The organism is Bradyrhizobium sp. Kon58, from assembly GCF_055807455.1.
This window is the reverse complement of sequence record NZ_JBVVOT010000023.1, coordinates 20599-47000: the sequence shown is the minus strand read 5'-3', so window position 1 is coordinate 47000 and position 26402 is coordinate 20599. Positions and strand designations below refer to the sequence as shown.

Here is a 26402-nt window from a genome sequence, read left to right as displayed (position 1 = left end):
GCAAATGTATCAGCCTAGAGAACATTTCCAGTCGGGACACCGATTCGGCATCGAATTCGGCGGGGCCGTCCTCAGCTTCGAGCGCGTGACCGACGTCCTGCGCCGGCAATGGCCGATCATCGCAGCCTGTACTGGTGCTTCGCTGGCCCTGGTGATCGTCTATCTGGTCACGGCGCAACCCATGTACACGGCGAATGCCCGCATCATGATGGATACGCGCCAGGCCCAGGTGCTGGACAAGGACAGCAACGCCAACAGCGCCCTGATCGACACAGGCTACGTCGACAGCCAGGTCGAGGTGATCAATTCGGACGACCTGATCCTTTCGGTCGTCCGTCGCCTGAAGTTGACTGAGGATCCGGAGTTCAACGGCTCCAAACCGGGCCTTCTGTCCATTGTCCTGGGCAAGGTCATGTCGCTGTTCAGTTCCGGCGAACCGGGGTCGCAGGAGCAGCTCGAACATGCCGTGGTCGAGGCGGTCCAGAAGAACCTGAGAACCGAGCGCGTCCTGACGACCTATGTCTTGTCGCTAAACTATCGCTCCCGCAGCCCCGACAAGGCCGCCAAGATCGTCAACACCATTGCCAATGCCTATCTGGTCGGCGCGCTGGAAGCCAAATATCAGTCCACCAAGCGGGCAACCGAATGGCTTCAGCAGCGCAGCATCGAGCTGAGTGAGCAGGCAACCACCAGCGACCGTGCCGTGCAGACCTTCAAGGCCGAGCACAACATCGTCGGAACCAGCCGCGGCCTGATGTCCGAACAGCAATTGTCTGACCTCAATACGCAGCTGGTTCAGGCGCGCGCGGCGACGGCCGAAGCCAAGGCCAAACTCGACCGGATCAACACGATTTCGGACCAGGATGTCGCACAATCCACCGTGACCGACGCTCTCAACAATTCGGTCATCACCCGCCTGCGCGCGCAATACCTCGATCTCGCAGCTCAGTATGCCGATTGGTCCAAGCGTTATGGCAAGGCCCATCTTGCCGCCGTCAATGTGGCCAATAAGATGGAGGAAATCCGCAAGAACATGGCGGACGAACTGCATCGGATCGGAGACGCTTATCGTAGCGACTACGAGATCGCCAAGAGCCGGGAGGCTTCTCTCGACAATAGCGTGAAGGATCTCGTCGCCCAGGCCGGCCACACCGGCCAGGCCGAGGTCCAGTTGCGCGACCTCGAAAGCGCGGCCGACACCTATCGCAATCTCTACAACAATTTCCTCGAGAAGCTGCAAAGCGCGACGCAGAATCAGAGCTTTCCGCTCAGCGAGTCGCGACTCATCAGCACTGCCAACAAGCCGGATCGCAAGAGCTCGCCGCGTACGGTTCTGGCGCTGGTTGGCGGCCTGGTGGGCGGCCTCTGCCTCGGCTTCGGCGTCGCATTCGGGCGTGAAATGCTGAGCGATGTCTTGCGGACGCCCGGAGAGGTCGAGGATGAGCTCGGCGTGAAGTGCCTCGGCGTCCTGCCCGACATTCGTCCACCGACCAAGACCGGCGCGTTGTTGTCGACGTCCGCGAAGACCGGTCCACCCAACCTGTCCCGCTACGTCGTCGATCATCCATTCTCGCGGTTTGCCGAGACGTTGCGCAACATCAAGGTGTCGATCGACGTTGCGCGCCTGACCCGCGAGATCAAGGTGATCGGCATCGTATCGTCTCTCCCCAAGGAGGGAAAAACGACGGTGGCGGCCAACTTCGCCCAGTTGGTCGCGCTCACCGGACATCGCACGGTCCTGATCGACGGCGACCTGCACACGCGCTCACTCACGCGCGAGCTCGCGCCGAACGCCACGACCGGACTGGTCGAGGCGCTCAACGATCCGGCCAGCCTGGGCTACCACGTGCAGCGAAGCAAGGAGACGGGGCTTGATTTCCTGCCGTCCGTGGTGGCCTCCCGCATGGTCAATTCGGCCGACGTCATTGGATCGAAGGCGATGGCCGAGCTGCTCAAGGTGCTGAAAGAGCACTATGAGTACATCGTGATCGACCTGGCGCCGGTGATGCCGGTGGCGGATGCAAAGGCCGTCAGCTTCCTGATCGACGCCATGGTCTACGTGATCGAATGGGGGCAGACGACACGAAGCGCTCTTCAGGAATCGATTTCGGGATCGGAAGTCCTGCAGAAGAAATTGCTCGGCGCCGTGCTCAACCGCGCCAACCCGAAGATGCTCAAGCGCATCGAGGCTTACAAGGGCAAGCACCACAACAGTTACTACGTCGAGCATGCCTAAAGCATGGTTCGGAAAAGTGCACGGCGGCTATCCGAAAAGATCTTGCTTAGACCACGACCCAAAGCGCGATGACGATTCATCCTGATCGCATCGCCTTTTTAGGAGGCGCGACGTCGCGCCGAACTGGAACGACCTCGGGCCCGCGGCCATTTGGCAGCGGGCCTTTTTGCGTTTCGTGGAACTGTCGCTTGAAGGCGATCGAGGGCTCCTAGAGCGTTCCATTGCTTAATTGAATCGGAGGGGATTCCGGTTTTTGGCGGTTTGTGATTCAAGATGCTGACTGGATTGGAGGCCAGCATCGGATGACCCGACCTCTTTCCCTGGATCTTCGCGAGCGTGTGGTGGCGTCTGTTTTGGCGGGCGAGAGCTGCCGGTCTGTGGCGGAAAGGTTTGGTGTTGCGGTCTCGTCGGTTGTGAAGTGGTCACAGCGGCAGCGGGCGACCGGCTCGGTTGCGCCCGGCAAGATGGGCGGTCACCGCAAGCCTGTGCTTGATCCGCACCGCGCCTTCATTGTCGAGCGGATTACTCAGACGCCGCACCTGACGCTACATGCTTTGAAAGCGGAACTGGCAGCCTGCGGGGTCAAGGTCTCCCACAATGCGGTCTGGCTGTTCCTGCGCCGGGAAGGGCTTCGGTTCAAAAAAAACACTGTTCGCCCTCGAACAGGCTCGCGCCGACGTCTCTCGTAGGCGCCGGCGCTGGCGATCCTGGCAGGCCGGGCTCGACCCGGGCCGGCTCGTCTTTATCGATGAGACCTGGATCAAGACCAACATGGCCCCTTTGCGGGGCTGGGGGCCCAAAGGCGCCCGCCTGCGCGGCTTCGCGCCGCACGGTCACTGGCGCACCCTCACGTTCCTCGGCGCGCTCCGCCATGACCAACTCACGGCCCCTTGCGTCTTTGACGGGCCGATCAACGGCGAATGTTTCCGCGCCTATGTCGAGCACCTTCTCCTGCCAACCCTGCGCGATGGCGACATCGTCATTCTCGACAATCTCGGTAGCCACAAGTCGAAAGCTGTCAGGCAGATCATCAAGGCTGCTGGCGCCAGGCTCTGGTACCTGCCGCCATACTCACCCGACCTCAATCCGATCGAACAGGCTTTCGCCAAGATCAAACACTGGATGCGGCAGGCTCAGAAGCGCACCATCGAGGAGACTTGGCGCCACATCGGTCACCTCGTCCAAGACATCCAGCCGCGCGAATGCGCAAACTTTTTCGCTAACGCTGGTTATGGTTCAGTCAAAATGTGAAACGCTCTAGGCGCACGAGACCGACGATTGCGCCGAGCCCACCGCGACAGCTGAGGCCCCCGTATTCGTCCGGAATCCACAAACTACGGTTGTTGGCATAGCCAAAAGCAAGGATTGGCGAGACAACGATGGTTAGGACAATGCGCCAATTGGCAACCCTTCATCGGCAAGACGAGGCAATCCGGGTCCTCGATGCGTCAAAATGCCGAAACTTTTTAGCATCTTTCTTTCTGGGTTCCGTGAGGCTAGTCTTAGCCTATATTTTTAGTTCTTTGCCGGTGGGCTCGGAATGCTGATTGTCCTGACAATTCTGATGATTTGGGTTATGCTCAACATCCTGTTTGTGTTGATCGTTGTTCCCCCGCGCAAACCGCGCCCGCAGGCGATGGCGACGACGCTCTCGCCCGAGCCCATCGACCGGAGCCAGCGGGAAATCGAGCAGGACGAACCCTTCTCGGCCCGCTATGTCATCGTTTCCGTTGCGATGGGGGCTTTCTTCGTGCTGGTGCCGCCATTGCTCGCCTTGCGCGATGCGATCATGCGGCTCTTCAGCAGGTCGTCGAGAGACGGAACCTGATTCTTCGATCCGGTTCCGGCAGTGAAGGGCTGAGCGGCTAGTAGGCTTCCTGGAACATCACGGCGGACGCTGTCCGGACCATGATCTTCAGGTCGAGCCAGATGCTCCAGTTGCTGACGTACCAGACATCATACTCGACCCGTTTCTCCATCAGATCGATCGTCGGCGTTTCCCCCCTGAAGCCGTTCACCTGGGCCCAGCCCGTCAGGCCCGGCTTCATGTGGTGGCGGTAAACGTACTTGCTGATGAGCTCGTCGTAGTAATTGTCATGAGCAAGTGCGTGCGGACGCGGCCCGACCAGCGACATGTCCCCGCGCATCACGTTCCAGAGCTGCGGCAATTCGTCGATGCTCGTCATACGGAGGAAGCGCCCGATCTTGGTGACGCGGGCATCCTGCTTGGTCGCCTGGGCAATCGCCTCGCCGTTCTCGCAAACGGTCATGCTGCGGAACTTCCAGATCTCGAACGGCCTGCCATTGAAGCCGCGGCGCGACTGGCGAAATATGACCGCCCCCGGGGAATCAAGCTTGATCAGCACGGCAACGGTGAGCAGCAGCGGCGTCAGGATCACGAGCGCGAACAGAGCCACGCCGACATCGAGACAGCGCTTCTGCAACCGCTCGAGAATGGTGAGCGGCGGCCGCTGGATTTCGACCGCTACGGTTCCACTAACCGGCAGGAAGGGACGAGCCACCAGGTCGGCGATCGGATCGTCCGGCAGCAGGCGTATCGGCTGCGGGACTGCGCGCAGATAGGGCCCGAGCTTGCGGAGCATCGGCAATTCGTCCCAGTCGATCGCAAGCAGGTATTCATCGACGTCGGCCGAGCGCGACTGACGGATCACATCGCGAATCTGCCGCTCCCAATGGCCGTCATCCCGCTCGTCGCCAAGCACGAAATGGCGCATGACGTCGAAGCCGTTTCTCCGCAGGTCCTTGAAGCGGCTGGAGGTGAAATCGAGCGGCTTGAGGCTGAGCAGGATCACCTTGCGATCGACCAGCCGGCTTCTCGCAAAGCTCGTACCGAACACCGCCTGCCAGACGAAGCGAAGGCTGACCAAGCCAAGTCCGCCGATCACGGCGAACACGATGACGGTGCCGCGGGACAGATTGTCGGTCGATTTCAGCAAGAAGGCAGCAACGGCAAGGATCGTTAGTGACGTAAGCCAGATAAACACCGCCTTTCGAAGCTGCCAGACGATATTGAGCAGCCGGTGCGTGGCATAAACGTCCCTGAAATAGGCGACCGCAACGAACACCACGCCGACGAATAATCCCGCTCCCACCGGAGCGCCGTCGGTGGGCGAAGCGACGGCCGCGCCGTACAGCGAAGCCCCGGCGGCATAGCTCAACAGGATCAGCAGAAAGTCAGCAGCCATGACGACAATCTGAAATGGCCTCTGAAGAGCGCCACCTCGCGTCGACGACAGCGCGTGAGCGTTTTCAGAACCGTAAGTTGCAACAGCCATTCGAACCTCTACCTATCGAGAGAGTGTCTGACGCTCATCGTGATGCTGAAGACTCGTCACTTCCCCGCGCAGAACGTGTTGCGTGATCGCAGCGACATTGTGGCGCTGCACGCAAAACTTTTGCGGCGCACGAATGATGTTGCCGTGTTGAAATGCGAAGCGAAACTTGACGCGCTGAAAATGTCGTCACAGTGCCGACATATGAGCGAACGCGCTGCCCCATTTTGAATCAAGTCCCGCGTCCGTCGCGATGCTTTGCCGTCGCGCGAGCACCTCTTCGCTCATCTTTCAGGCGATGCAATCCTTCGGCGGAGCACGATGAGTCATTTGCGAGAATTTCGATGATTTTCTATCTGGGCGTGCGATGCGGATTGCGTTCCGGCATGCATTTTGCCGCGCTCTCGCCTTCAGCGATGCAATTCTTACGGGCCGACCGTTCGCACCGCGATCGTATGACAAGGTGGGCAAAAGCTGCCGCCCTTCTTTTGGCGTGATCGAGCCGGACAACAAGGGCGCTCTCCACCGACTTCACGTTGTTCGTGTTAGATGGGAGCTCTCCGGTGCCGGCGACTTGGGGAAATTTTTCGACCACCCGATCGATTGAGCGCCATGATATCTCTCTCCCGACCACGCCCGCCTGTTCCCAAACCGCAATTGCCGGAGGGAGTCCGCATCTACGCGATCTCGGACATTCACGGATGCGCGCATCTGCTCCAGCCCATGTTGCGCGTGATCGACGCCGACGTTGCGTGCAGCCGGCCGCGCTACGCGATCGAGGTCTTCATGGGCGATTACATCGATCGCGGCCCGGATACGCGCGCCACCCTCGACGTCCTGATCGAACGAAACCGCCGGGGCAACGCGGTTTTCCTCAAAGGGAATCACGAGGCATTTCTGGTGAGGGTCTTCGATGACCCTTCATTGTTCGAGGATTGGATCGCCGTCGGCGGCACCCAGACATTGGTGTCCTACGGGCTCGCGCCGCCGGACCTGACCCGCGACAAACCGGCCTCGATCCTGCGCGACCTGATTCGCGCAATGCCGCCTGAGCATCTGGAATTCCTCGACAATCTGCGGCTGAGCTTCAGTTGTGGAGACTTTTTCTTCGTTCATGCCGGAGTTCGACCAGGGGTTCCGTTGGCCGAGCAAACCGAGCGTGACTTACTCTGGATTCGTGAAGAATTCCTGAGAAGCGACGAGCAGTTCGACAAATACATTGTACACGGTCATACGCCGGTCCGCAGCGCCGAGTTCCTCGCTAATCGCGTCAATATAGATACGGGAGCCTATGCAACTGGCAATCTCACTTTGATGAGCATTCAGGGAAGCAGCATGCTCGCGGTATAAACGATTGGACGGGAGCCTTGCTGATCCCGCCTTTGCCAGCTAATTGAGCACGTGTGGATGCAAGTGCGCCCGGCTCTCAGCAATCCAAACGCTCCAGGCGCGTTCATGTTTGCCGTAAAGCTCCAGCCAGCGTTGCGCGCTCGCGGTGCGCCCGGGGCAATGCTCCTCCAACCGCCCCTGGTCAGGCACGGCACCGGCCTCGAATTCGACTTGCGGGTTGTCCAACCGCTCGAATTCGATGGTTTCCGAGGTCGTGAGGCCCACGAGCACGCGCTGCCCAGCTCCGTTGACGATGTATCGCCGCGGAGCGTCCTTCCTCGCCTCGGTCATGCCTTTGTACCCCCTTCCGATGCTCAGTCTTGCGAAGGTTTCGCGCAAACGAACGAGGCTAGAACGCCCGTCGGGCATGTCCGAAGGTCGAGATCCGTAGCGAGCGAACGGACCGATGCGAAGAGCGAGCGGATGAAATCTCGATGTCCCGCTGGTTTCGCCAGGCGCGAAGAGCATAGCCTAAAAAGGCGCCGGCGCAGAAAATCGACACGGAGATTGAGGCAGACGCCATTGCAGAACCCTTGAGACCATCCCTGGAGAGTGCGACGCCCATGAAGAGCAACCAGTGTGTCGACATCATGGTTCTCGATCTTGACCAGTGCTGAAAGATTGTTCGTACCTGAGCCGAGACGCATGGCGTTGTTCTCTGGATTTCAATTCAATCCGGAGTGCCATCCCCCAAGAAGCGACGCGCAGCTTCTCACAAAGCTATTCCGATGTCTCTACGGAGCATCGCGATCACGACAATCGTCGGTCCCTCCATTCGCTGCCGGGCGCGATCCAATGGGAGCAAAAGCAGAAAGCTCTGATCTTCAGTTATCTTTGTCGGCATTCGGCAAGACTGGTCAACTAGCGAAAGTTCAGATCCGCGCGGCACGCCACCCGCGTTCGACCGCTCTCCGACCTTAGCCGAACATGGCGCGGAAAGCGGGCTTGAGCAGGCAGGCGATGCAACTGATCAATCGATGGCGCGTTTCGCGGCATCGAATCTTCTGAATTTCGCTCGATGCGATCCTGCTCAAGAATGTCGCGGCGACGACGCTCGGCAGCGGCGACTTCATTGTGTCGCCGCGCCCGCTTGGGGCCCAGGGCGGAACTGGACCCGTTGCCCGCCACGTCCTTCTGGACTGGCGTATCAGCCCGCGAACCTGGACGTCGAGCGATGCGGATCGGCGCTTCCATTCAATCGGGAAGGCTTGGTTTCACGCCCCTCGCTCGGCTCCTCGCCCCTGAAAAATGGCGCCGCAACGAGTGACGTACAGACATAGCCAAGCTGGAGCAGACAGGCAGTCGCGATCATCGAGAGTGCCGCATCTGACACACTTTCACCAGCGCCCATCGCGATCAGAGCTACGATGACGCACCCAGCGGCAATGGCTGGAAATAACACAACGAACCGGAAACGGATTCCAAGAACCATACCGACGAGCATCGCGCTCAGATAAAAGGTCGTCACGTTCATTGCTCCGCCAAATCACATCTTTTCTAGCGGCGATATTCTAATAATGGCTTAAATTGGGCATCGAGTTTTTCTTAGATTCTGCTCCGTGATGGAGAGGGAGATCACGCCCGAGACCCACTGTTCGTACTCACGAAGCCGACGAATGGCAGCACCGGTCGTCGATCGTCAGCGCCGGATCGGAGGTCTGCACCATCGGCTTCGCCTGCCGAACGAACTGGACCGTCTGCAGCTAACCCGGGCGGATTGCCAGAGGTGATGAACCTGCCGTGCGAAAATGGACGCGTAGAGCCGCCAGCCGATCGTAGGTGAATGTCTGGGAGCCCTGCGCCCTGAGCTAGTGTCCAACGTGGCTACGACGGAGCGGTAGTCGCCAGATAAGCAAAATAAGCCAGCCGAATACCGTCCTCGAGTGAGGTCTGGGCGCACCAACCGAGCGCGGCAAGACGGCTGACATCCAGCAGCTTGCGAGGCGTGCCGTCCGGCCGGGTCGGATCGAACGTGATCTCGCCGCGATAGCCGACTATCGCTGCGACAGTACGGGCAAACTCGGCAATAGTAATGTCCTCTCCGCTGCCAACATTGATAAGCTCGCCGGACGAATAGGTTTTCATAAGATGCACGCAGGCGTCTGCCATATCGTCAACGAAGAGGAACTCGCGCCGGGGCGTCCCGGTTCCCCAAACATCGACCGTTGCCGCGCCTGACAGCTTGGCCTCGTGAAACCGGCGGATCAGTGCCGCAACGACATGGCTGTATTTCGCGTCGTAGTTGTCACCGGGGCCATACAGATTGGTCGGCATGACGCTGATGAAATCGCGACCGTACTGGCTACGATAGGCTTCCGCCATCTTGATGCCGGCGATTTTGGCGATGGCATAAGGCTCGTTGGTCGGTTCGAGCGGTCCGGTCAGAACCGCGTCCTCGCGCAAGGGCTGAGCCGCAAGTTTTGGATATATGCAAGAGGAGCCGAGGAACATCAGCTTCTCGGCGTCGTTCAAGTGGGCCGCCTGAATCACGTTGGTAGCAATCGCGATATTTTCGTAGATGAACTCGGCCCGCAAGGTATTGTTGGCTACAATGCCACCCACCTTGGCCGCGGCCAAGAACACGACCTGGGGCCGGTTCACGGCGAACCACTGGAACACCGCAGACTGATTGCACAGGTCGACCACGCTTCGATCGACCGTCACGAGCCTGACGTCCTCCCGCGCGAGCCGGCGCACGAGCGCGCTACCAACCATACCGCGATGGCCGGCAACGTAAACGCTTTTGCCTCTCAGCTCAAACGCTGGCTTTGCCACCTGAGGCCTCCCGCATCGCCTCCTTGAGGTCGCTTGCCATCATCTCCTGCACGAGCCGCGGGAACGTGTATTTCGGCTTCCAGCCGAGCCGCTCGCGCGCCTTGCTGGCATCGCCGACGAGTAAATCGACTTCGGTGGGCCGAAAATAGGTCGGATCGATGCGGACGACAGTCTTGCCGCTCTTGGTTTCGACGCCAACCTCGTCAATCCCCTTGCCGCGCCATTCGATATTTAGGCCGACTTCTGAAAAAGCGAGCTCGACCATGTGCCGGACCGAATGCATCTCGCCTGTGGCAAGGACGAAGTCGTCGGGCTTATCCGCCTGGAGAATCAGATGCATGCCCTCGACGTAATCCTTGGCATGGCCCCAGTCTCGCCTTGCCTCGAGATTGCCGAGATACAGGACGTCCTCGATTCCCACTTCGATACGCGCCACACCTCGGGTAATCTTTCGAGTAACGAACGTCTCACCACGCAGTGGACTCTCGTGATTGAACAGGATCCCATTGCTCGCAAACATGCCATAGGCCTCGCGGTAGTTGACCGTGATCCAGTAGCCGTAGAGCTTGGCAACGCCATAGGGCGAGCGCGGATAGAATGGGGTCGTCTCCCTCTGCGGAATCTCCTGAACGAGACCATACAGCTCAGATGTCGACGCCTGGTAGAAACGGGTCTCCTTCTCCATACCAAGAATGCGGATCGCTTCCAGGAGCCGCAATACGCCCACGCCGTCGGCATTCGCCGTGTACTCGGGGCTTTCAAAGGAAACGCCAACATGGCTCTGTGCGGCAAGATTATAAATTTCGGCCGGCCTGATCTGTTGCACCAGCCGGATCAGGTTGGTCGAGTCAGTCATGTCGCCGTAGTGCATCACAAACGGCACGTCGCCGACATGCGGATCCTGATAGAGATGATCAACGCGCGCGGTGTTGAAGGACGACGCCCGCCGTTTGATGCCATGCACAATATAGCCGAGCGACAACAGATGCTCGGCGAGATAAGCGCCATCCTGACCCGTGACGCCGGTAATTAGAGCAACAGGTTTAGCCATTTCCGAAAAACTGCTCTCCAAAGAACGGAGGGCCATGAGCGAGCCAGCGCTAGGCTCCGAGGTCGACAATACCGCGCAACGTTGAGCCCTTCTTGGACATAAAGGCCTCCTGGGTCAACCCCCGGTGCGAGCCAGCGGCTCGGTCTCCATCAGGTCAAAAGGAAGGCTCTTCGTCGAGCCTATCTCTTGTTTTTGCGTGACACAGTTAACACGCCCCGGGAGCGTCAACTCGCTCCAGGACTGCGCAAATCAAACAAGGACACTTCGGCGCGCGACCACGCACGCCAATCGGTGGGATAGCACGCACATTAGTATTTGACGGAGATCACCGCGGCGCGGCAGCACCAGCCGTCGGGGGGGCCGTAATAATGAACTGTCCCGGGATACCAGCCGCGCCCAAAAAAAGGAACCGACAGCGGGTTTCCGCCCCTTACACCAGCAACAAAACCACTTGGAGCGTACGGGTGGCGATGGCCTTTGGCGGCCTCCGCTGACGTAGACAAACTGGATAGGCAGGCCGCGACCAAGACAAGGCGTGTCAGCAACTGGACCGAACTCGACATCATTCATCCCTCTCAACATGCCCGTGGCGCCAGGTAGCGGAAGTTGTCCACCCTGGCGCGCTGCTCGCGCTCGCCGGACGCGCCCCCGGTCAATTATCCGAACCGAGCGGGCACTTTTTGGAGCTTACCGAACAAGCCTTACCCATGGCAACAGTGTCAGGGGCGCCGGCGAGGCGGACTATGCAAGATCGTCTGGTCCGATGGCCTTGAAAAGATCGCCAACCGGGCCGCGACACCGTGCCTGCTGAAGGCGATCAATAGATCAAGATGGCCACCCGCACAGCCGCTGAGCAAGCCCTTCTCGAGCGCCGAACCAGACGCCGATTGCCAACCTGACCGTTCTCCGCAAGGCCGGGGGCGCGGCGCGGGCCGTCGATCAATGCAGGAGACGGCGGGCTCGCGGTCAAAGCGGCGCGGATGGCTTCTGGCGGACGGGCCGGCAAGCGGGGCGCCTTGTCGCAGGCAGAGGGATGAGGCTCCAGGTGGCATGTGCGCGACATCGAAGCCTTTATGCTCGCCCCACAGATTCGCGACCATCGACCTCCTCGATCCGGTCGAGTTCGAGCCGAATGCTTCAGCGCAACCGGGTGACCACCAACAAGACAGCACCTCACGCGGCGGTTTGGGGGTGATGCAATCCAGCGCTGGCGCTAGACCGTCAAGCGATCAACGAGATTTGCGCCGCTGGTCTGTCCGGCTTGACTTTGGGACGTGACTGGTCCTGTCGGCGACATCTGCCTTCGTCGAATGGTTGACAGCCTCGTTCTGGCGTCTTCTCTTTTCGGTTGGCACTTCCTTGCCCGGCCAGACGCTTCTGGCTGCCGCGGTCGGCGCCGCATTTTCACTGAGCAGTTGCCGAACGCGCGGAATGCAGATCCGGTTCGCATCGAAATGATCGACGACGTATCGACGGGCCGCCTCGCGCATAGCAGTAAATTTCGATGGGCTCGCCAGCACCTCAACCGTCTTTGCCACCAATTCGTCAACCGCGAAGAACGGCACCAGAATGCCAGTCTCCCCCGGGCGGATAACCTCTCGCACGGGCGCGGTGTCGGACCCAATTACGACACAGCCGCTGCTCATCGCCTCAAGCACCGACCAAGACAACACAAATGGGTAGGTTAGATAGACGTGAGCGGATGAGACCTGCAGAGCGCTCAGAAAGACAGGATACGAGACCCGACCAAGGAAGTGGACGCGATTAGCATCGATTTGATCTTTGACTTCGTTCAGGAAGATCGATTTCCAGGTCGTGCCTGCAGGCGGCGACTGCCCATATGACAGCCCGTCACTTCCCACGATCAGGACTTGCGCATTTGGTCGCCGCGCCAGGATCTCCGGAAGCGCCCGCATGAACACGTGATAGCCACGGAGCGGTTCGAGGTTCCGCGCCACGAATGTAATGACTTCGTCCCCGCGAGTGAGTTCGCGCCCGCCGGGCAGCGTAAGGCGCGCCGCGGGATTGGGCTTTATTACGTCGGTGTCGACCCCCTCATGAGCGATATCGATCATGCTTTGATAGTGCTCGGGAAACGTCGAATGCTGCCATGAGGTAGGTGAGATACCGAGATCGGCTTCGGATAAAGCCAAAAGGGTCGCGGCATTCTTCAGGTGCAGCCCGACATAGCCGTCCAGACCCGGCTCAGGAAACTCCGAATCAAACCCGAGGTCGCGATCCTTGGCGCCATAGTAGAACTCGCAATAAACTGCCAATTTGGAGCGCGGAAACACGGTTCGCAGCGGCAACGTTTCGCCCCAACCAGGGTGCGCAAGAATTACATCTGGAGAAAACCCCGAAGCCGCGACGCTGGACAAGCTATAAAGTACTTGTTCCGCGCGTCGGCACTCGAGATCGAAGCGCCTCGCGAATGGGTGCGTCATCGAAACGTCTGCATCGGCAAGCGCGTATTTGGTAAGCTTAACTGAAGGTATCGCCCGAGAAGTCGACGCTCCAATTGCCACCAACTGATGACCGGGCTCGCGTGAAAGGGTGACTGCGAGATTCCGAAACTGGGCGGGGAAATTATTGTGGACAAACAATATTTTCATTGACTTTGCGTCCAAATGGGAAGCTCACCCGCAGTGCCATCGCCTAACAAAATCTCCAGCCGCCCTTCGGCTCAAACCTTGTGACTTTCACTATAACAAAGATTTCCGGCCGCGAGGTCTGAGGCCTGTGATAAGTTGGATACAGTTAAAGCGTTCGGACCTTGCCAAGCGCAATGGCCCAACAGGGGCGGTTTATGAGCGAAGCTGATCAGCGAAAGACGGTTGATCTCGACCGTGGGCTATTTTTTGTAAATTACCGGAGCGCCGAGGACCCTGCTGCTCCGCCGAAGGTGATCGTTGCGCCCGCACGAGGCGATGAAGGCCATTTCGAGTTCATCCTGCATCCCGACGCCTCGGAACCGACACTGTGGGGGCCAAATTCGGGCTTCGTCATTAGGGCTCGATCGCCCGGCCGCCTCCAAATCGAGGTGTTGCCGATGCGGCCAGGCGGTTCCCGCGCGGCAGTCGTGCGCATCGAGCCGATCCAACCCGGCCGCATACCGGCCGTTTCACACGGCCGGGTCGAAAGTGGCAGGACCGGCTCTGCCGTGAAGGGGGACGGACTGAAGGTGCTCGCTCATGTCGCAGGTGTTGGCGATACGACGGCGGGTCCGAACACTTGGATCGCAGGTCCAGCCTCCCCATCGCGGATCGAAGGCATTGCGTTGGACTGGGCCGACCGGCCCGACGGCGTCGAGATCCGCTACGCGGTTCAGTTTTTGAAGGGACAATCGGGCAGCGGAAAGATGGTCTCTCTTGGTGCATTCGCAGGGACGCGCGGTCGCGCGATGCCGCTTACGGGCGTGGTTCTCGAGATGGCAGGAAACAACGAATACGAGTTTGTTGCTGAAGCTCTCTTCCTGAACGCGCCAACCCTTCGGGCGATCGGCCAACGCGTGGTGCTATCGGGTCCGACCGGCCGTGAGCCGTTGATCGGCCTGCGGATCGCCATCGAGAGAGCGGACAGGGCGCTCGCAGCTTCCAACAAGGCCGCCACTCCCGCCAAGACCACCTCAAAACCTTCTGGTTCTGGTCGAGTCCGGGTGTTTCGCAGCAGGCCCCGTCAGACCACGTCGGTCGACTAAGATAACCGGCAACAGCGGCTACCGATAGTCGCCATCGCGAGGGCAGGACGGCTGGAATGGCATCGGAGCAAGATGATGGCGCGACCGCATATTTAGGTCTGCAACATCACTTTTTGCTCGAGCGGCGGGCTGCTCGTGCCCTTTCGGCTCAAGACTTCAACCTCGCGCTGGCTTATGCGGACCGGCGGTGTCGGATAGATCCTCCTCCGGCAGCGCATTGTTTTGTGCTGCGGGCCGAGGCGAACTGGCATCTTGGCCGGCAAAAGGCCGCCCTCAGCGATCTCGCACAAGCTCTCAGCATTGCCCCGACAGATATCAACGCAAATCGCCGGATGCTGCTCTGGAGCGAAGATGAGCGTCGCCGGGCCGCAGCGTCCAACCTGATCGCTCATGACGAAGCGCCCAACACGGTCCGAAGCGCCATTGCGGTACTTCAAGCGTCCGGCCAACGTCGATGGGCTGCCGTTTCTGTCTTTGATAGTCACGTGGCCGGCTGGGTTGCCTGGGGCGACGAAGCCGAAATCGAGGCAACGATATCCTTCGAAGACGGCACTCTCACCAGCGTTTTGGTCGCAGACCCGTTTCATCCACTGGCCAGCCGTCAGATAAAGGCAACCGGCTTCCGGCTCCGTCGGCCGCCTTCAGAGCGACCTCAGCAGCTGATCATGACCTCCGAGGGAGAGGCGTTCAAGATTCAGCGGCTTCCGCCGAACCTCGGCTGCACACAACGGCTCTCGCGGGGCGAGACAAGCAAGTCGGTTGCCGATGTGTCCGATGCTCTGCCCACGATCCTCGTGCCGGTGTATGGCGATCTCCAGGCAACCAGGAGCTGCCTACAAAGTCTCATTCAAGCGCGGACTGCCAGCCCCGGCACGAAGACAAAATCGCGCGACAGTGCCTATCGGATCCTGGTTGTAAACGACGCGACCCCGGATCCAGAGCTTCGAGATCACCTGCTCGAGCTTGCGGCCACGAACGAAATCGACCTGCTGATCAATCCGATTAACCTTGGCTTCGTCGGCGCGATCAACCGTGCGCTATCCGAAGTGAAAAATGGCGACGTCGTCCTCCTCAACGCGGATACGGTCGTCCCCCCGGGGTTCGTCGAACGTTTGGCTGCCGCCGCACACTCGGCACCGGACATCGGAACTGCTACTCCCTTTTCGAATAACGGCGACATCTTCTCTTTTCCCATACCGAACCAAGAAAATCCGATGCCAGGCTATGACGAACTCATTGCTCTGGATCGGATAGCCGCGGCAACCAACAAGAGCATAGTCGTCGATGTACCGAGCGGGATCGGCTTTTGCCTCTACGTCACCAGAGCCTGCCTGGACGCAGTGATTGGACTTTCTGAAAGCTATGAAAGGGGTTATCTCGAAGACGTCGACTTCTGCCTACGCGCCCGTGCGAGCGGTTTTCGGAGCGTATGCTCGGCTTCGGTCTTCGTTGGTCATCACGGATCACGGTCGTTTGGCGAGGAAAAGCGCAAGCTGGTCCGGCGCAATCTCGACATCCTTGACCAGCGCTTTCCCGGCTATCGAAGAGAATGCCTGGCATTTGAAGCCGTTGACCCCTTGCGCTTCGCACGCGCCACGATCGAGCGCGGCTTAGGCCGCCTCGATCGTGATTCCGTTCTCATCGCTACCGCCATGGGATCGAGCCTCGATATTGCACGGGCGCGCGCCGCCGAAATTGCGAATGCTGGCGAGCACGCTATCCTCATCATTCGAGACCTCGCTGGACTGCGCCTTTCCGCGTACGATGAAAGTGCCCCACAGTCGATTTTTATCGACCTCTCCTCCGACGCGGCTAAGGATCGTGCTGCCAAAATCATTGCCGATCTGCGGCCGACGCGGCTCGAAGTCCTCGACCCGGCCGTAGACGCGGAACTCACCAGACTTGCTCATAGCCAGGCCATCCGAATTGACACCTGGATCACGGCAGATATGGAGGGCATTTCGTCTCAACTGAGTACAAAGGCGCCGCTCCTTGCCCCCACGCCGGCGGCCGAAGCATTTGCACGCTCGCGCATGCCGCGACGCACGATCAACACCCGGTCCTGGAAAGTCGAGCCGCTGGTTCTTCCGAGCGGCCAGCCTCTTGGCAGAACTCTGGCCATCGTTCCCGTATCATCATCGCCTGTCATCTTTCGCGTCATCCGCGCGATCGCCGCGCGATTGCAGCATGAGGCAGTATCCATTGTTGTGGCCGGAGCAACCTTGAACGACCTCGAGCTCATGTCATTCCCTAATCTGTTTGTCACGGGAAACACGCACCTTGCAGAGCTCGCCGATGTCCTGCTGCCGCACGCTCCGTGCTGGCTCTTTACTGACTTTGGCGATCCTCTATTCGGCCATCCGACCATCGAAGCCGTCCGGCAAGCCAACAGGAAGGTTGCCTATTGCGATTGGTCAAATCGCCTGGTCGCTCCTAGACCCGGTGATCTTCCGATCTCGCCAGACATCGATGACGCGGCGCTCGCCGACGCTCTCGCAAGCTGGATAGGAGCGCCCCAAACATGATCCGAGCTTCCCGCGGCCAACCAGGTTCAACCCCGAAATCCGTGACTGGAACCCAAGTTAGTCGGCTTGCTCTGGCCGCTGACGGGACGCTCACGGGCTTCGTATTCGATCCAGAAGACCTCGGGCGCAACTTTACCGTTGACGTTCTGCTGGATGGCCTGGTGATTAAAACCTGTCATGCTACGAGCTTCGTTCCCGAGCTCGCAAACCGGGGCATGAGGAATGCGCGCTACGGATTTGAGCTGTTGCTCGATCCCGATCATCTATCAACGGCGCGTACCGTCGAAGCGCGGATCGCAAATCTAGGGACAGGGGTTGGCCTTCCGATTGACTTGAATTCGACGCGAAAGGGTACGTTCGATGATACGCGCACCAAAAGCTTCCTGCGCTGGCTAGGCGGCCTTCGTTTCCATGGATGGGTTGACTCGAGTCTCGAGACTGTCCTGGATGCCGTTGTGGATGGCGAGACGGTTTCGCAATTGCGCGCCACTCAGTGGACGCGCATCGACGAGAATGGCTCCTCCCACTCGGGCCGCAATGTTCGCGCGTTCGACTTCAACTTGCCACAGCGATTTGCAGATGGCTGCGTCCACCGGGTGAGCCTGCGTCAAGGTGATGGCGAATTGATGCCTTATGCAACGTTCGTCGCCTTCCCTGACGGACTTTCCGCAATCCTATCTTCCCTTGGAGATAACGGCGCAGAGCGTCTTCGCGGCACACTCTACGACCAGCTCATTCCTTCCTCGCTTCCCTTTGCGGACTATGAAGCCTGGCTTGAGCGTTTCCCATTGCCTAATCCGAGCCCTAGCCAGCTCGAACTTGCCGTTGTCGTTGCCGGTGAAAGAGACTCAGAACAAACACTCGCGACATTGCAAAGCCAGAGTCACGAGGCGTGGACTGCGGCCGTAATCGAGGGAACGCCCCCCGCGATAGATCCTGCCCTCGTCTCTGAATTTCTAACAGATACGAACCCAGTGGCGGACATCCTGGTGTTTGTCATGGCCGGCATTCAATTGGCGCCCAATGCTTTGGCACGGATTTCGGCAGCATTCGATGACCACCCCGATGCGTCGGCAGTCTATTGCGACCTCGACTTTCTCGCCGACGATGGTCGATTGTGGCCAATCGCCTTGCCAGCATTTGACTATGAACGAATGCTCGAACAGGGCTATTGCTCATACCTTTTCGCCGTTCGGCGCGACGCCGCTTTTGAACTGCTGCGTTCGAAGCCTGACAATCTTTATCGGCTTTTCAACTCGATGCTCGACCGGACGGGGCCGCAACGGGCCATCCTGCATTTATCAGGCTCGGCGGGGACCTTGCCGAAGCTGGACCGGCTTCACTGCACGCCTTACCTGCAATCCGCCACGCAACGGCACCTCATCGCGCGTGCCATCAGATCGGAAGTCATTCCATCCGAGGGAAGCTTGTTTCCCGCGGTGCGAGTGAGACGTGTGAGGCAACGCCAGAAGACAACGATACTGATACCGACTCGTGATCGAGCCGCCATGCTACGCACATGTCTCGACAGCATTGCGCCTGCTGTCGCGCGCAGCGGGGCAGATATTCTCGTGATCGACAATCATAGCACTGATCCGGATTCGTTGAACTATTTGGCCGATCTGCCCCGTCGGGGAATCGGAACCATTCGTGTCGAAGGCGTCTTCAATTTCGCCAAGCTCAACAATCGCGCGGCGGCTGCGGTTGACAGCGATGTATTATGCCTTCTCAACAACGATATCGAGGCGACGTCAGACGACTGGCTCGACGAACTGTTGTCTCGCCTTGCAGAGCCGGATGTGGGGGCGGCAGGCGCGCTCTTGACCTGGCCGGGCGGCGTCGTTCAGCATGGTGGCGTGGTTCTCGGGATGAACTTCGCGGCCACCCACGCCTTTACAGACAGGCTCGGCAGCGATCCGGGGTATCTCGATCTTCTGCGCATAGCCCACGAGTGCAGCGCCGTGACCGCAGCATGTCTGGTGACGCGTCGCGCAGACTATCTGCGGCTTGGCGGGCTGGATGAGTTAAATTTTGCCGTTGCATTCAATGACGTGGACTATTGTCTTCGATTGCGTGAGATTGGCAAACGCATCGTACTGACGCCGCACGCACGGCTCCTTCACCTTGAATCTGCAAGTCGAGGCAAGGACGACCGCCCCGACCGACGGGACAGGTTCGATCGCGAGCTTAATCAGCTACGTTCGCGATGGGGAAAGGCACTTTTGGAAGATCCGACCTATAACCCGCAATTGTCGCGTGACGGGGTGCCTTACGGCGCATTAGCGTGGCCGCCGGCAGATTGCAGTCCGAGAACGAACCAGCCGCCGAGCTCCCGGGCGATCCCGTCAGGCTTTTGAGACAGCATGGCGATTAACCAACTGAAGGCCTGTTGGCAATCACAACCGCGTCAACCGTGTCCTGTAGCCAGCGGCGCCCGGACGCAATCTCTTCAGGCGACAGATTTTTGACCCAGCTAATATGCGGGCCGGGGTCGCTGTTCAATTGAAGAGGACAATCGATTGCTGGAAATTTGATCGGTGGAAGCGGTTGGCCGAGAAACTGACCAAGTCGCACCCATCGCTCAGCAATGTTGCCGTCCAGCAACGCGATCGCGGCATCGAGCGTCAGACGCTGGGGTAGCGAAACATCATCGTCGGGCACACGTGCCTTGCGCATTCGTCGATACCATGCCTGCAGCGCGACCAGGTGACCGATATATTCGAGGTTTCTTTCAACGCGATCGGCGGCTTTTCTGGGTGCCGCGAATCCCCAAGGCGCGTCCACCTCGCGCTGCGATTCGGAACGAATACGTTTGGTCGCAACGTCCGAGCGAATAACCTGCCCGGCCGTAGTGAAAGATCCAAAGCCTATTCGAGTGGGTCCCACCATTCCGCTACTGCCCCCGATGAAGATCCGTTCTTCCCGGAGGAAAACACCGTCCGGAACTCCGCCAAACAGTGATGCGGTCGCTTTGTCGCCACTCTCGCCCCATGGCGTGAAATTGAAATGAATAAACCCGCTTCCAACTTCGGTGTGATTTGAGCGGGACCGTCCACCTGAAACCAGACAGTCGCAGCAATTGATAAGCGATCCAAGTGTGACGAAGCTCATCAGTACAGTCTGCTTCAGGCCCACCGCGTGGGCCGTGGAGGCCTCCTCCTCGAGCAGCGTCCCCTCGCGCACGTGGCCGTTTGCACCAATTCGCGCTTTGGTGAGCAAGACCGAGCCGGTTACATAGCCACTTGCGATCTCAGCACTCTCACCAATGACCGATTCGATCACCGTCGCCGGCCCCTCGCTCCCGATTTTCGCGCGCGGCCCAACAAGCGTTTTGCGCCCCGCCAGACGAGTGCCAGGAAACAGTATGGCTTCGGGAAACACGCGGTCGAGGTCGACATCGTCGTCTAGAAAAGTCTGGCGCGGATCGACGACGTTAACTCCCTTATCGCTGAGCTGCCGGAGGCGGGCATCTTGCAACGAAGGCGTCATGTGCTTTTCCTAGGCCTGTAAAAGGCTAATCGGCGGGAAGCGATGGGAATATGAGGCTCTTCTGAGGGGCACGCAGATCCGCAGGGGCTGGCAAGTATCGCTGGAACGACAACGGCAATATCGACGCTTGCCAATTATATTGTCAAAGAAACGACAACACGGTAGGATTACGGCGATTTAGCATATTTTTTCTTTGGTTGATGATGCGTATTGCTGGCTCTGTACTTCTGCTCATCGGGTTAATTCTTTGTGCTTCCATCGATTGGGCTGCGGTCGGGTTCGTGACGATGGGAGCCGGCCTGCTTGTCTTGCAAGCTGCTGAAAGGAAGCAAGAGGCAATAAAACTGCAGGACGTTCGATCGCCGATCGGACCGATTGTGCGACCTGTCGGCCGGACCGCCGACTGCGAGCAGTCGACGAGCTTCGATCGGGACCGCTGGCGACACTTGGCTGAAGGCGATCGCGACATCGCGCAGGCCGAGGCAATTTTAGCAAGATGCGGCGCAAAGTACGCACAACAGTTCGCCAGAACCTACCTGATATTCGAAAACAGGGCACTTCTATCGAGCATATTGAGCACGATAGTTGCGTCTTACAGGCTCGATTCCGGGCTTGATGGCGATGTTGGAGCTAAGACGATCGCCAATTTCTCCGTCGACATGCAGGATTCCGCGGCGATTTTCGATCAATCGCCGGCAGGCCTGACACCAGCGCCGCGACCAGATCGTTCGGAACCAGCGATCGAGGAGAAACGGACGAACGCCCCCGTGGTGCTTACAACACGCGAGCAAGACGGAGCGCCTGACGCTGTACGGATTGACCACGATGCTGACGAGCCGGAGGCACCTTCGCCGGCCGAAAACGATACCACGGAAAACCTCCGGCAACTCCTCGAATGGCTCGATCGACCTGCCGCGCAAAAATAGCGATCGTCCGTGCCAGCAGCCGGATGCGCGCGGTCGCAACGAAGTTGGAGCGCGAAGATTAGGCGTAGCAACGGACGATCACACCTAGGTGTCAGGACACTCGGTATAGAAAACGCCATTGGCCGCAGAAATACTTTCCAGGCATTGGCGCTTGTCCGTGATCGGGCCTGCAACTGAAAATTCAAAGGACTTCCCCTGTACAATGAGCGCGTAGCGCCCAGCAGGAAGTGATTTTCCTGACTCCCGGGATCGAATCTCGTACATCTGCGGATTCCCTTGCAAAGGAATCGTCTGATAAGGAACAGAGATGTTGCGGATGACCCAGGTGCCGCCTTTCTGCGCGACGACCGGCTTGCCCGACGAGTCAAAATTCGTTGCCTGCCTCACCTGCGCAATCACGCGCACCTCAACCGATTCGTGCGCGCCCTGCCCGTCCTTGTCGAATACTATGAAATGTGCGTTGCCATCTGGAAGCATCGTTTCGCTGGGCTTGGTAATCGCAGCCGAAATGGCAACGCGTGGATCCGGGGCATGCCCGGGCAACATCTGGAGCGCAAGGAGTTTGCCGCCCTGCTCCGCATATACCCCGTATGCCGCTGGGAGCGGCCTGCTCTCGTGGATTGCCTTTTCGACCGTTGGACCTTGAGAACTCTTGTTGTGGACCGAGAGTTCAGTCTTGGGCTGGATCGGCTCTGGCCTTTGAGGCGTCGGCAATGACGTCCGTCCTGCGAACGTGATCGCCCAAACAACAACGCCGGCGACGAAGCAGAACATTGCCAAGTGGCGTAAAGAGAGGGCCGGCAAAAGTTGCGATTGCCCCATCAACATGCGTCGAGAACCTCGCACATTCTCGACGGGTGATGATCCGCCAAATTCATATTCGTTGTCGGCTGCCAAGATGCTCGTCTTATCAGCGACGGTCGCGGCTATGCGGAAGGAGCGTTCAGGTATCGCAGCAGAGCGGATCTTGTCGTGAACGATCGGACCGCCCTTCGCATTCGCTTCAACGCCCGCAATCGCGACTTCTAGCGCCAGCGCCAGTCGTTGCTGCTCAGCCGGATCGCCGGCTTGCAATTGCTCAAGCTTCTGCCGCGCCAACTCATAGATAACCTGGCGCAGTTGCTCCGGATCTCCCTGCACGGCGTCAATTGTGCGAGCCAGAACGAGCGCAAATTCCACTTCTGGATGTGCGGTATTCGCGATGCCTGCCGCAGTTCTAGTTGGCTCCAACGTCATCAAATGGGCTTCTATCCAGCTCAGATTTGGTCAACCTAATGCGGCGAAGGCACAGAGGCAAAGCCAGCTAGGGGCACTGCGCCGCACGACCAGGAGTTTAGGCGTTTTCGGGGGCGCTAACCGCAAGGCGGCTGACCGCTGCGCCAGCCAGACAAGGGCGCTTGAGCATATAGTAACCGGGGCCGCCACAGGCGCCATGTTAGCCCGTGTGGCCGGGAAGGCCTGTTTGCCGGTGACCGCGCGGATCCCGGCAAACACTTCGGACCGATGAATTGACAGCCTCCCGGCTCACCATCGTGCGATGCAGTCCAGAAAGCGTTCCCGAATTCTGATCAAACCGAGCCTGGACCCACGACGTTCCGGGCGTCGAAGCGACTTCTCTCATTGGTTGCACATCGAGCATGCGCTCGCTACAATTCTAGAATTGCTCCCTTATTGCTCTATTCATCACATTGTCGGCGGGCCTGATTGATGGCCAAAGAAATTGCAGCGGACAAGCTTCTGGTCGAAAAGGCGCTCGTGAGTGCCAAGCACGCCTTGCTCGTGGTCCGTCACGCCAAACTGTCCGACCGACGCGCCGCCATCAAAATGGTCGAGCAGCTCCTGGCTGACGCTTCGGATTACAAGGAGAGCGCTGTCGTACCCGGCGGAGTCGATGCCTATCTTGCGGCTTGGGCCGCGATAGACGAACTTGTTCAATCGCTCCGGTCGACCGGGGCGGATAGCGCTCCTTTGTGGAGCAAATCTATCGCCGCGATCGAAACCTGGCGAGATGTGCTGACGAAGTCAAATTAAGGAAACGGACCGACATTCTCTGAACGGAAGGCACGTCATGGACAACTGCACGCGGATCTGCACTGTACGTTCAGGCATTTCCGTTATTTCTGGCAGTTGAGAGCTGTTAGACGACGACTGGCGGCAGACCTGTGCATGCGTCTCCGTGCAAATGTCTGTGGCTCGACTGTGCGACCGCCCGACAAAACCTTACCACGCGGCCAACTCCGGCCTGCCGGATCGGGATGCATTGAACACTCAACGGTCGGATGCTTGTTTCCGCCTGAACGTTCGATGCTGCCCGCCGCGAGTCGCATGGGCTTCGCAATATCGGCAAGCTTCTAGCCGAATGGATTACGGCCGCGAGATCAAGAACTGGTTCAGCTTCTTGCCTGCCCCAAGCTGGGCCGTCAGCCAGCGCGGCTGTTTCCCGCGCCCAGACCAGGTCTCCTTGGGATTTTTGGGATTTCTATATTTAGGCAGCACTTTCGGATATGGGCGACGGTGACCATCCCTCCCGCCCCTCTTAGTAGTTGCCATTTTTATCTTCTGAAGTCGCTCTTCGAGTTTGGCCTTTTCTACCTCGATCTTTCTGCTCAACTCGGAGGTGACCTCCTCGTGCAGAAGCCAGAGCTCATCCACGGACAACACTTTCAACTGGCCGTAATCCATAATCCCTCACGCGAATCCAAGCCTCTTCGTGACGCACATCAATGCGCCCAACGATTTAATTAAGCAAGATTGAAATCTCTAGAGATACACGTTCTGAGACGCGGACCATAAGAAAAAACGGTCCAAGCCGCCGATGGTTCCCGGGGTTTTCCTTGAGCCACATTTTGACTCATTTTGGAAGGCAACCGGGCTTTCGGACTGGCGGCGCCAACGGGTATTCAAATAGAGGCGCCGCGGCACTCACCTGCGCAGATCACAACAGCGTGCGCAATGGAGTTTGGGCATTTAAATGTGTTTGCATTGGCCCACGCCGCTGACCGCAATCGCCGCTTACGTGAGACAATCGACGCATTCGGACATATTTCTGGTGGATGGAGGCGCGCCGCGCAGTTGTTGGAGCGCCTGACTGGACAGGTTTTCCCTGCAATGTCTCGCGACCAAGGATCGCCATCTACGACGATCCAGAGCACGCGACGTCTCTGGCGGCGCGGACATATTGACCGTCATTCAGCCAAACAAGGGCCCGGCGTGGCGCCGCCAGAGCAAAAGCGAACTGCCACGTCGAGCCAAGCATTGACTTTGGGGAGCCGCACGGAGCGATCGATTTGGCCTTCGCCTTCAGACCGTCGACACCTCGGATTGACGAGGCATGAGCCCGCTGAAAAGTGATTAGAACATTCCGATGCAGAAGCACAGCTAGTGCTTCATGCGTCCGTTGCCGAATATGAAAGCAGCTTGGAAGACGGGCCCTTCTTCAGTGCGAACCTCGATAGCCATGTCACGCCGATCTGCGGCGAGATCATCTTTAATCATGCCGGCGAGCGATTGTGTGGCTTCGATTTCGGCTGCCTTTTCGTCAGCCAAGTCTTGCCCGATGTCGTCAGGATAGAGATCACATCCGTCCCGAATGTCGAAAAAATAGCGGGTCATTCCAATATGCCCGAACGGAAATGAATCGAGCTCAAGGGCTCTGCACAAAGCAATGCAAGCCTAAAGCGGCGAAACGACGAAAGCCACCCCAAAAGTCTGCGGCTTTCGCATCGCACATCCATGATGTTAAATAAATTAACTTGTAATTTAAAATCAGATATTTAACTGTAACGCATCGGCATCGCCGCCATGACGCCGAACGCACATGTCAGTATTTTCGGATCAATCCAAGAACCTTGGTAGCATTTCAAAACATCTGCAATGCACTGATTTTAAAAAACAGCGAAACCGGCCCAATCTCGGCGTTACCGGCTCGGGTAGTTGATGCGGGTTATCACCGCCTCACAAAGCGGCCTCAAGCTCCCATCGCCAGTCCCAGTGAACGTGGTCCTCGCTGATCCTTTCCACCTTTCAGGACTACACCGGATCACGTGGGATCGCTCCGTCCTTGGCATACCCGATGATCGGATGAGCCAACGCACCGTTTGGCCATGCGCTCGAAGCCCGCCCATCTGATCCGACGGAAGCGCAAGACCTCCCGCAAGCGCTCCAACTGGCCTGGGTCTCACGGCCCAATCTCCTGCTTGCTTTAGCGAAAGCGTACTCCACTCTCGCCAATTCAGCCGGTAACAAGGATCCATTGAAATTGGTTCCATTTATGCTAGACATCGAATGGCTTGGTTGCAACTACTTGACATGGCAAGGTTCGCCTCACGGAGATGCTTCGGAACCGCCCTATCGCTGGATCCTGGCTGTGAGCAGCAGGCTTGCGACCGGGGCGCGCACCGAATTCGCACCCCGCGATCAAGCCGGCACGCAGGCTCACTGCTGAAAGTCCAACGGACCATTCTCCGCACTGCGACAAGACAGCTGGAATACAGTGCCCATATCCATGGCTGAGCGAGGGAGCACAGCTTCGTGTTGCGCAATAGCTCAGTCGATGGTTACAGGTCTTTGATGGGAGTCGAGACCGCAGCGAACCTTTCTCGACAAGAAGTCCCGAGCACATAAGCGGCGCGGTTTCTTTGGCCTAAGCGCGGCCAGAATATGGTTGCAGCCCCTTGATCTGCGAACATCCAGGAGAGCTGCTGGCCTGCGATCCAGATGGTCTCGCGGCCACGGTCTCGTGTTCGCCGCCGGGCTGCCGGAGCGCTTGCAGTGCCCCTGCCACGACCATCGCAGCCTTTTGAGTTTCTGATCCTCTTCCTCGATCTTGCTTCGGATATGGATGCGTCCGATTTACCTTTTCGTCCAATCAGGCGCGAAGAACTCGCCCGAACGAAGGCCGGAAAGCTCGAAAGGTATGCTGCTATTTCTTGTCGCTGGGCGGTGTTCCGCCGTTTTCGATGCACTCGTTAAGTAGGCCCGCTGGTCGCGGACGTTGCCCTTGACGCTTCCCGCTGTCGGGT

The 26402-nt window shown here is 58.7% G+C and carries 21 protein-coding genes; 11 read left to right on the top strand and 10 right to left on the bottom strand.

The window, feature by feature from the left end; genetic code table 11:
* Positions 1-4: 4 nt before the first annotated feature.
* The 3 genes from AC0L20_RS28960 to AC0L20_RS28950 all read left to right on the top strand — a co-directional run bounded on the left by AC0L20_RS28960 (position 5) and on the right by AC0L20_RS28950 (position 4064).
* Complete coding sequence (locus tag AC0L20_RS28960; RefSeq protein ID WP_473294077.1) at positions 5-2236, top strand: Wzz/FepE/Etk N-terminal domain-containing protein; 2232 nt, start codon at positions 5-7, stop codon at positions 2234-2236.
* A gap of 302 nt (positions 2237-2538) precedes the next feature.
* A protein-coding gene (locus AC0L20_RS28955) for an IS630 family transposase (protein ID WP_088930964.1) occupies positions 2539-3487 on the top strand; the annotation gives its coding sequence in 2 pieces (ribosomal slippage) (positions 2539-2874 and positions 2876-3487; 948 coding nt in all).
* 289 nt (positions 3488-3776) lie between these two features.
* Positions 3777-4064, top strand: coding sequence for a hypothetical protein (locus tag AC0L20_RS28950; protein ID WP_007606777.1), 288 nt, complete (start codon positions 3777-3779; stop codon positions 4062-4064).
* Positions 4065-4101: 37 nt separating this feature from the next.
* Here the strand turns inward: AC0L20_RS28950 and AC0L20_RS28945 are convergent, their stop codons facing one another.
* Positions 4102-5532, bottom strand: a complete 1431-nt coding sequence (locus AC0L20_RS28945; protein ID WP_007606776.1) for an undecaprenyl-phosphate glucose phosphotransferase — start codon at positions 5530-5532, stop codon at positions 4102-4104.
* 39 nt (positions 5533-5571) lie between these two features.
* On the opposite strand from AC0L20_RS28945, the gene AC0L20_RS28940 reads away from it, so the two are divergent.
* The 3 genes from AC0L20_RS28940 (at position 5572) to AC0L20_RS28930 (ending at position 6879) form a co-directional block, all read left to right on the top strand.
* A complete protein-coding gene (locus tag AC0L20_RS28940; protein WP_157234064.1) occupies positions 5572-5760 on the top strand; it encodes a hypothetical protein in 189 nt (62 codons plus the stop codon).
* 113 nt (positions 5761-5873) lie between these two features.
* Positions 5874-6026: a hypothetical protein gene (locus AC0L20_RS28935; RefSeq protein WP_473294076.1), complete on the top strand. Its 153-nt coding sequence runs from the start codon at positions 5874-5876 to the stop codon at positions 6024-6026.
* 115 nt (positions 6027-6141) lie between these two features.
* Positions 6142-6879: a metallophosphoesterase family protein gene (locus AC0L20_RS28930; protein ID WP_473294075.1), complete on the top strand. Its 738-nt coding sequence runs from the start codon at positions 6142-6144 to the stop codon at positions 6877-6879.
* 39 nt (positions 6880-6918) lie between these two features.
* On the opposite strand, the gene AC0L20_RS28925 is transcribed toward AC0L20_RS28930, so the two are convergent.
* From AC0L20_RS28925 to AC0L20_RS28905, 5 genes are all read right to left on the bottom strand, one after another.
* The gene (locus AC0L20_RS28925) at positions 6919-7209 is read right to left on the bottom strand and encodes a hypothetical protein (protein ID WP_007606774.1); all 291 of its coding nucleotides are present in this window, start codon (positions 7207-7209) and stop codon (positions 6919-6921) included.
* Positions 7210-8065: 856 nt separating this feature from the next.
* Complete coding sequence (locus AC0L20_RS28920; protein WP_007606772.1) at positions 8066-8392, bottom strand: hypothetical protein; 327 nt, start codon at positions 8390-8392, stop codon at positions 8066-8068.
* A gap of 350 nt (positions 8393-8742) precedes the next feature.
* Entirely contained in the window at positions 8743-9693 is a 951-nt protein-coding gene (locus tag AC0L20_RS28915; RefSeq protein ID WP_007606770.1) for a GDP-L-fucose synthase family protein, read from the bottom strand.
* Entirely contained in the window at positions 9674-10744 is a 1071-nt protein-coding gene (gene gmd, locus AC0L20_RS28910; RefSeq protein WP_007606768.1) for a GDP-mannose 4,6-dehydratase, read from the bottom strand. The genes AC0L20_RS28915 and gmd overlap by 20 nt, the downstream gene beginning before the upstream one ends.
* 1229 nt (positions 10745-11973) lie before the next feature.
* Positions 11974-13356, bottom strand: coding sequence for a glycosyltransferase (locus AC0L20_RS28905; protein WP_456765712.1), 1383 nt, complete (start codon positions 13354-13356; stop codon positions 11974-11976).
* A gap of 194 nt (positions 13357-13550) precedes the next feature.
* On the opposite strand from AC0L20_RS28905, the gene AC0L20_RS28900 reads away from it, so the two are divergent.
* Genes AC0L20_RS28900 through AC0L20_RS28890 form a run of 3 tightly spaced genes read left to right on the top strand, consistent with a single transcriptional unit; the run spans position 13551 to position 19323 of the window.
* Entirely contained in the window at positions 13551-14441 is an 891-nt protein-coding gene (locus AC0L20_RS28900; protein WP_007606762.1) for a hypothetical protein, read from the top strand.
* Positions 14442-14497: 56 nt separating this feature from the next.
* Entirely contained in the window at positions 14498-16966 is a 2469-nt protein-coding gene (locus AC0L20_RS28895) for a glycosyltransferase (RefSeq protein WP_473294074.1), read from the top strand.
* On the top strand, positions 16963-19323 hold the full coding sequence (locus AC0L20_RS28890; protein ID WP_473294073.1) for a glycosyltransferase family 2 protein: 2361 nt from the start codon (positions 16963-16965) through the stop codon (positions 19321-19323). Before AC0L20_RS28895 ends, AC0L20_RS28890 begins: the two co-directional genes overlap by 4 nt.
* A gap of 13 nt (positions 19324-19336) precedes the next feature.
* Here the strand turns inward: AC0L20_RS28890 and AC0L20_RS28885 are convergent, their stop codons facing one another.
* Positions 19337-20455: a UDP-N-acetylglucosamine pyrophosphorylase gene (locus AC0L20_RS28885; protein ID WP_456765715.1), complete on the bottom strand. Its 1119-nt coding sequence runs from the start codon at positions 20453-20455 to the stop codon at positions 19337-19339.
* Between the two features lie 197 nt (positions 20456-20652).
* Between AC0L20_RS28885 and AC0L20_RS28880 the strand changes: the two genes are divergently transcribed.
* Positions 20653-21381: a hypothetical protein gene (locus tag AC0L20_RS28880; protein WP_456765716.1), complete on the top strand. Its 729-nt coding sequence runs from the start codon at positions 20653-20655 to the stop codon at positions 21379-21381.
* Positions 21382-21465: 84 nt separating this feature from the next.
* Here the strand turns inward: AC0L20_RS28880 and AC0L20_RS28875 are convergent, their stop codons facing one another.
* Positions 21466-22617 carry a hypothetical protein gene (locus AC0L20_RS28875; RefSeq protein WP_456765717.1) on the bottom strand — a complete coding sequence of 384 codons (1152 nt, stop codon included), beginning with the start codon at positions 22615-22617 and terminating at the stop codon, positions 21466-21468.
* 471 nt (positions 22618-23088) lie between these two features.
* Here AC0L20_RS28875 and AC0L20_RS28870 point away from each other — a divergent pair, with 471 nt between their 5' ends.
* Positions 23089-23412: a hypothetical protein gene (locus AC0L20_RS28870; protein WP_456765718.1), complete on the top strand. Its 324-nt coding sequence runs from the start codon at positions 23089-23091 to the stop codon at positions 23410-23412.
* Between the two features lie 333 nt (positions 23413-23745).
* Here AC0L20_RS28870 and AC0L20_RS28865 read toward each other — a convergent pair whose 3' ends face one another.
* The gene (locus AC0L20_RS28865) at positions 23746-24063 is read right to left on the bottom strand and encodes an H-NS histone family protein (protein ID WP_456765719.1); all 318 of its coding nucleotides are present in this window, start codon (positions 24061-24063) and stop codon (positions 23746-23748) included.
* A 696-nt stretch (positions 24064-24759) separates the two neighbouring features.
* Complete coding sequence (locus AC0L20_RS28860; RefSeq protein WP_456765720.1) at positions 24760-24993, bottom strand: DUF6894 family protein; 234 nt, start codon at positions 24991-24993, stop codon at positions 24760-24762.
* Positions 24994-26402 lie beyond the last annotated feature (1409 nt).

Coding starts and splice junctions, on each gene's coding strand:
- AC0L20_RS28960 (WP_473294077.1), top strand. CDS start 5: ATGTATCAGCCTAGAGAACATTTCCAGTCGGGACACCGATTCGGCATC.
- AC0L20_RS28890 (WP_473294073.1), top strand. CDS start 16,963: ATGATCCGAGCTTCCCGCGGCCAACCAGGTTCAACCCCGAAATCCGTG.
- AC0L20_RS28950 (WP_007606777.1), top strand. CDS start 3,777: ATGCTGATTGTCCTGACAATTCTGATGATTTGGGTTATGCTCAACATC.
- AC0L20_RS28870 (WP_456765718.1), top strand. CDS start 23,089: ATGGCCAAAGAAATTGCAGCGGACAAGCTTCTGGTCGAAAAGGCGCTC.
- AC0L20_RS28895 (WP_473294074.1), top strand. CDS start 14,498: ATGGCATCGGAGCAAGATGATGGCGCGACCGCATATTTAGGTCTGCAA.
- AC0L20_RS28885 (WP_456765715.1), bottom strand. CDS start 20,455: ATGACGCCTTCGTTGCAAGATGCCCGCCTCCGGCAGCTCAGCGATAAG.
- AC0L20_RS28945 (WP_007606776.1), bottom strand. CDS start 5,532: ATGGCTGTTGCAACTTACGGTTCTGAAAACGCTCACGCGCTGTCGTCG.
- AC0L20_RS28930 (WP_473294075.1), top strand. CDS start 6,142: ATGATATCTCTCTCCCGACCACGCCCGCCTGTTCCCAAACCGCAATTG.
- AC0L20_RS28900 (WP_007606762.1), top strand. CDS start 13,551: ATGAGCGAAGCTGATCAGCGAAAGACGGTTGATCTCGACCGTGGGCTA.
- AC0L20_RS28925 (WP_007606774.1), bottom strand. CDS start 7,209: ATGACCGAGGCGAGGAAGGACGCTCCGCGGCGATACATCGTCAACGGA.
- AC0L20_RS28875 (WP_456765717.1), bottom strand. CDS start 22,617: ATGACGTTGGAGCCAACTAGAACTGCGGCAGGCATCGCGAATACCGCA.
- AC0L20_RS28905 (WP_456765712.1), bottom strand. CDS start 13,356: ATGAAAATATTGTTTGTCCACAATAATTTCCCCGCCCAGTTTCGGAAT.
- AC0L20_RS28860 (WP_456765720.1), bottom strand. CDS start 24,993: ATGACCCGCTATTTTTTCGACATTCGGGACGGATGTGATCTCTATCCT.
- AC0L20_RS28920 (WP_007606772.1), bottom strand. CDS start 8,392: ATGAACGTGACGACCTTTTATCTGAGCGCGATGCTCGTCGGTATGGTT.
- AC0L20_RS28865 (WP_456765719.1), bottom strand. CDS start 24,063: ATGGATTACGGCCAGTTGAAAGTGTTGTCCGTGGATGAGCTCTGGCTT.
- AC0L20_RS28935 (WP_473294076.1), top strand. CDS start 5,874: ATGATTTTCTATCTGGGCGTGCGATGCGGATTGCGTTCCGGCATGCAT.
- gmd (WP_007606768.1), bottom strand. CDS start 10,744: ATGGCTAAACCTGTTGCTCTAATTACCGGCGTCACGGGTCAGGATGGC.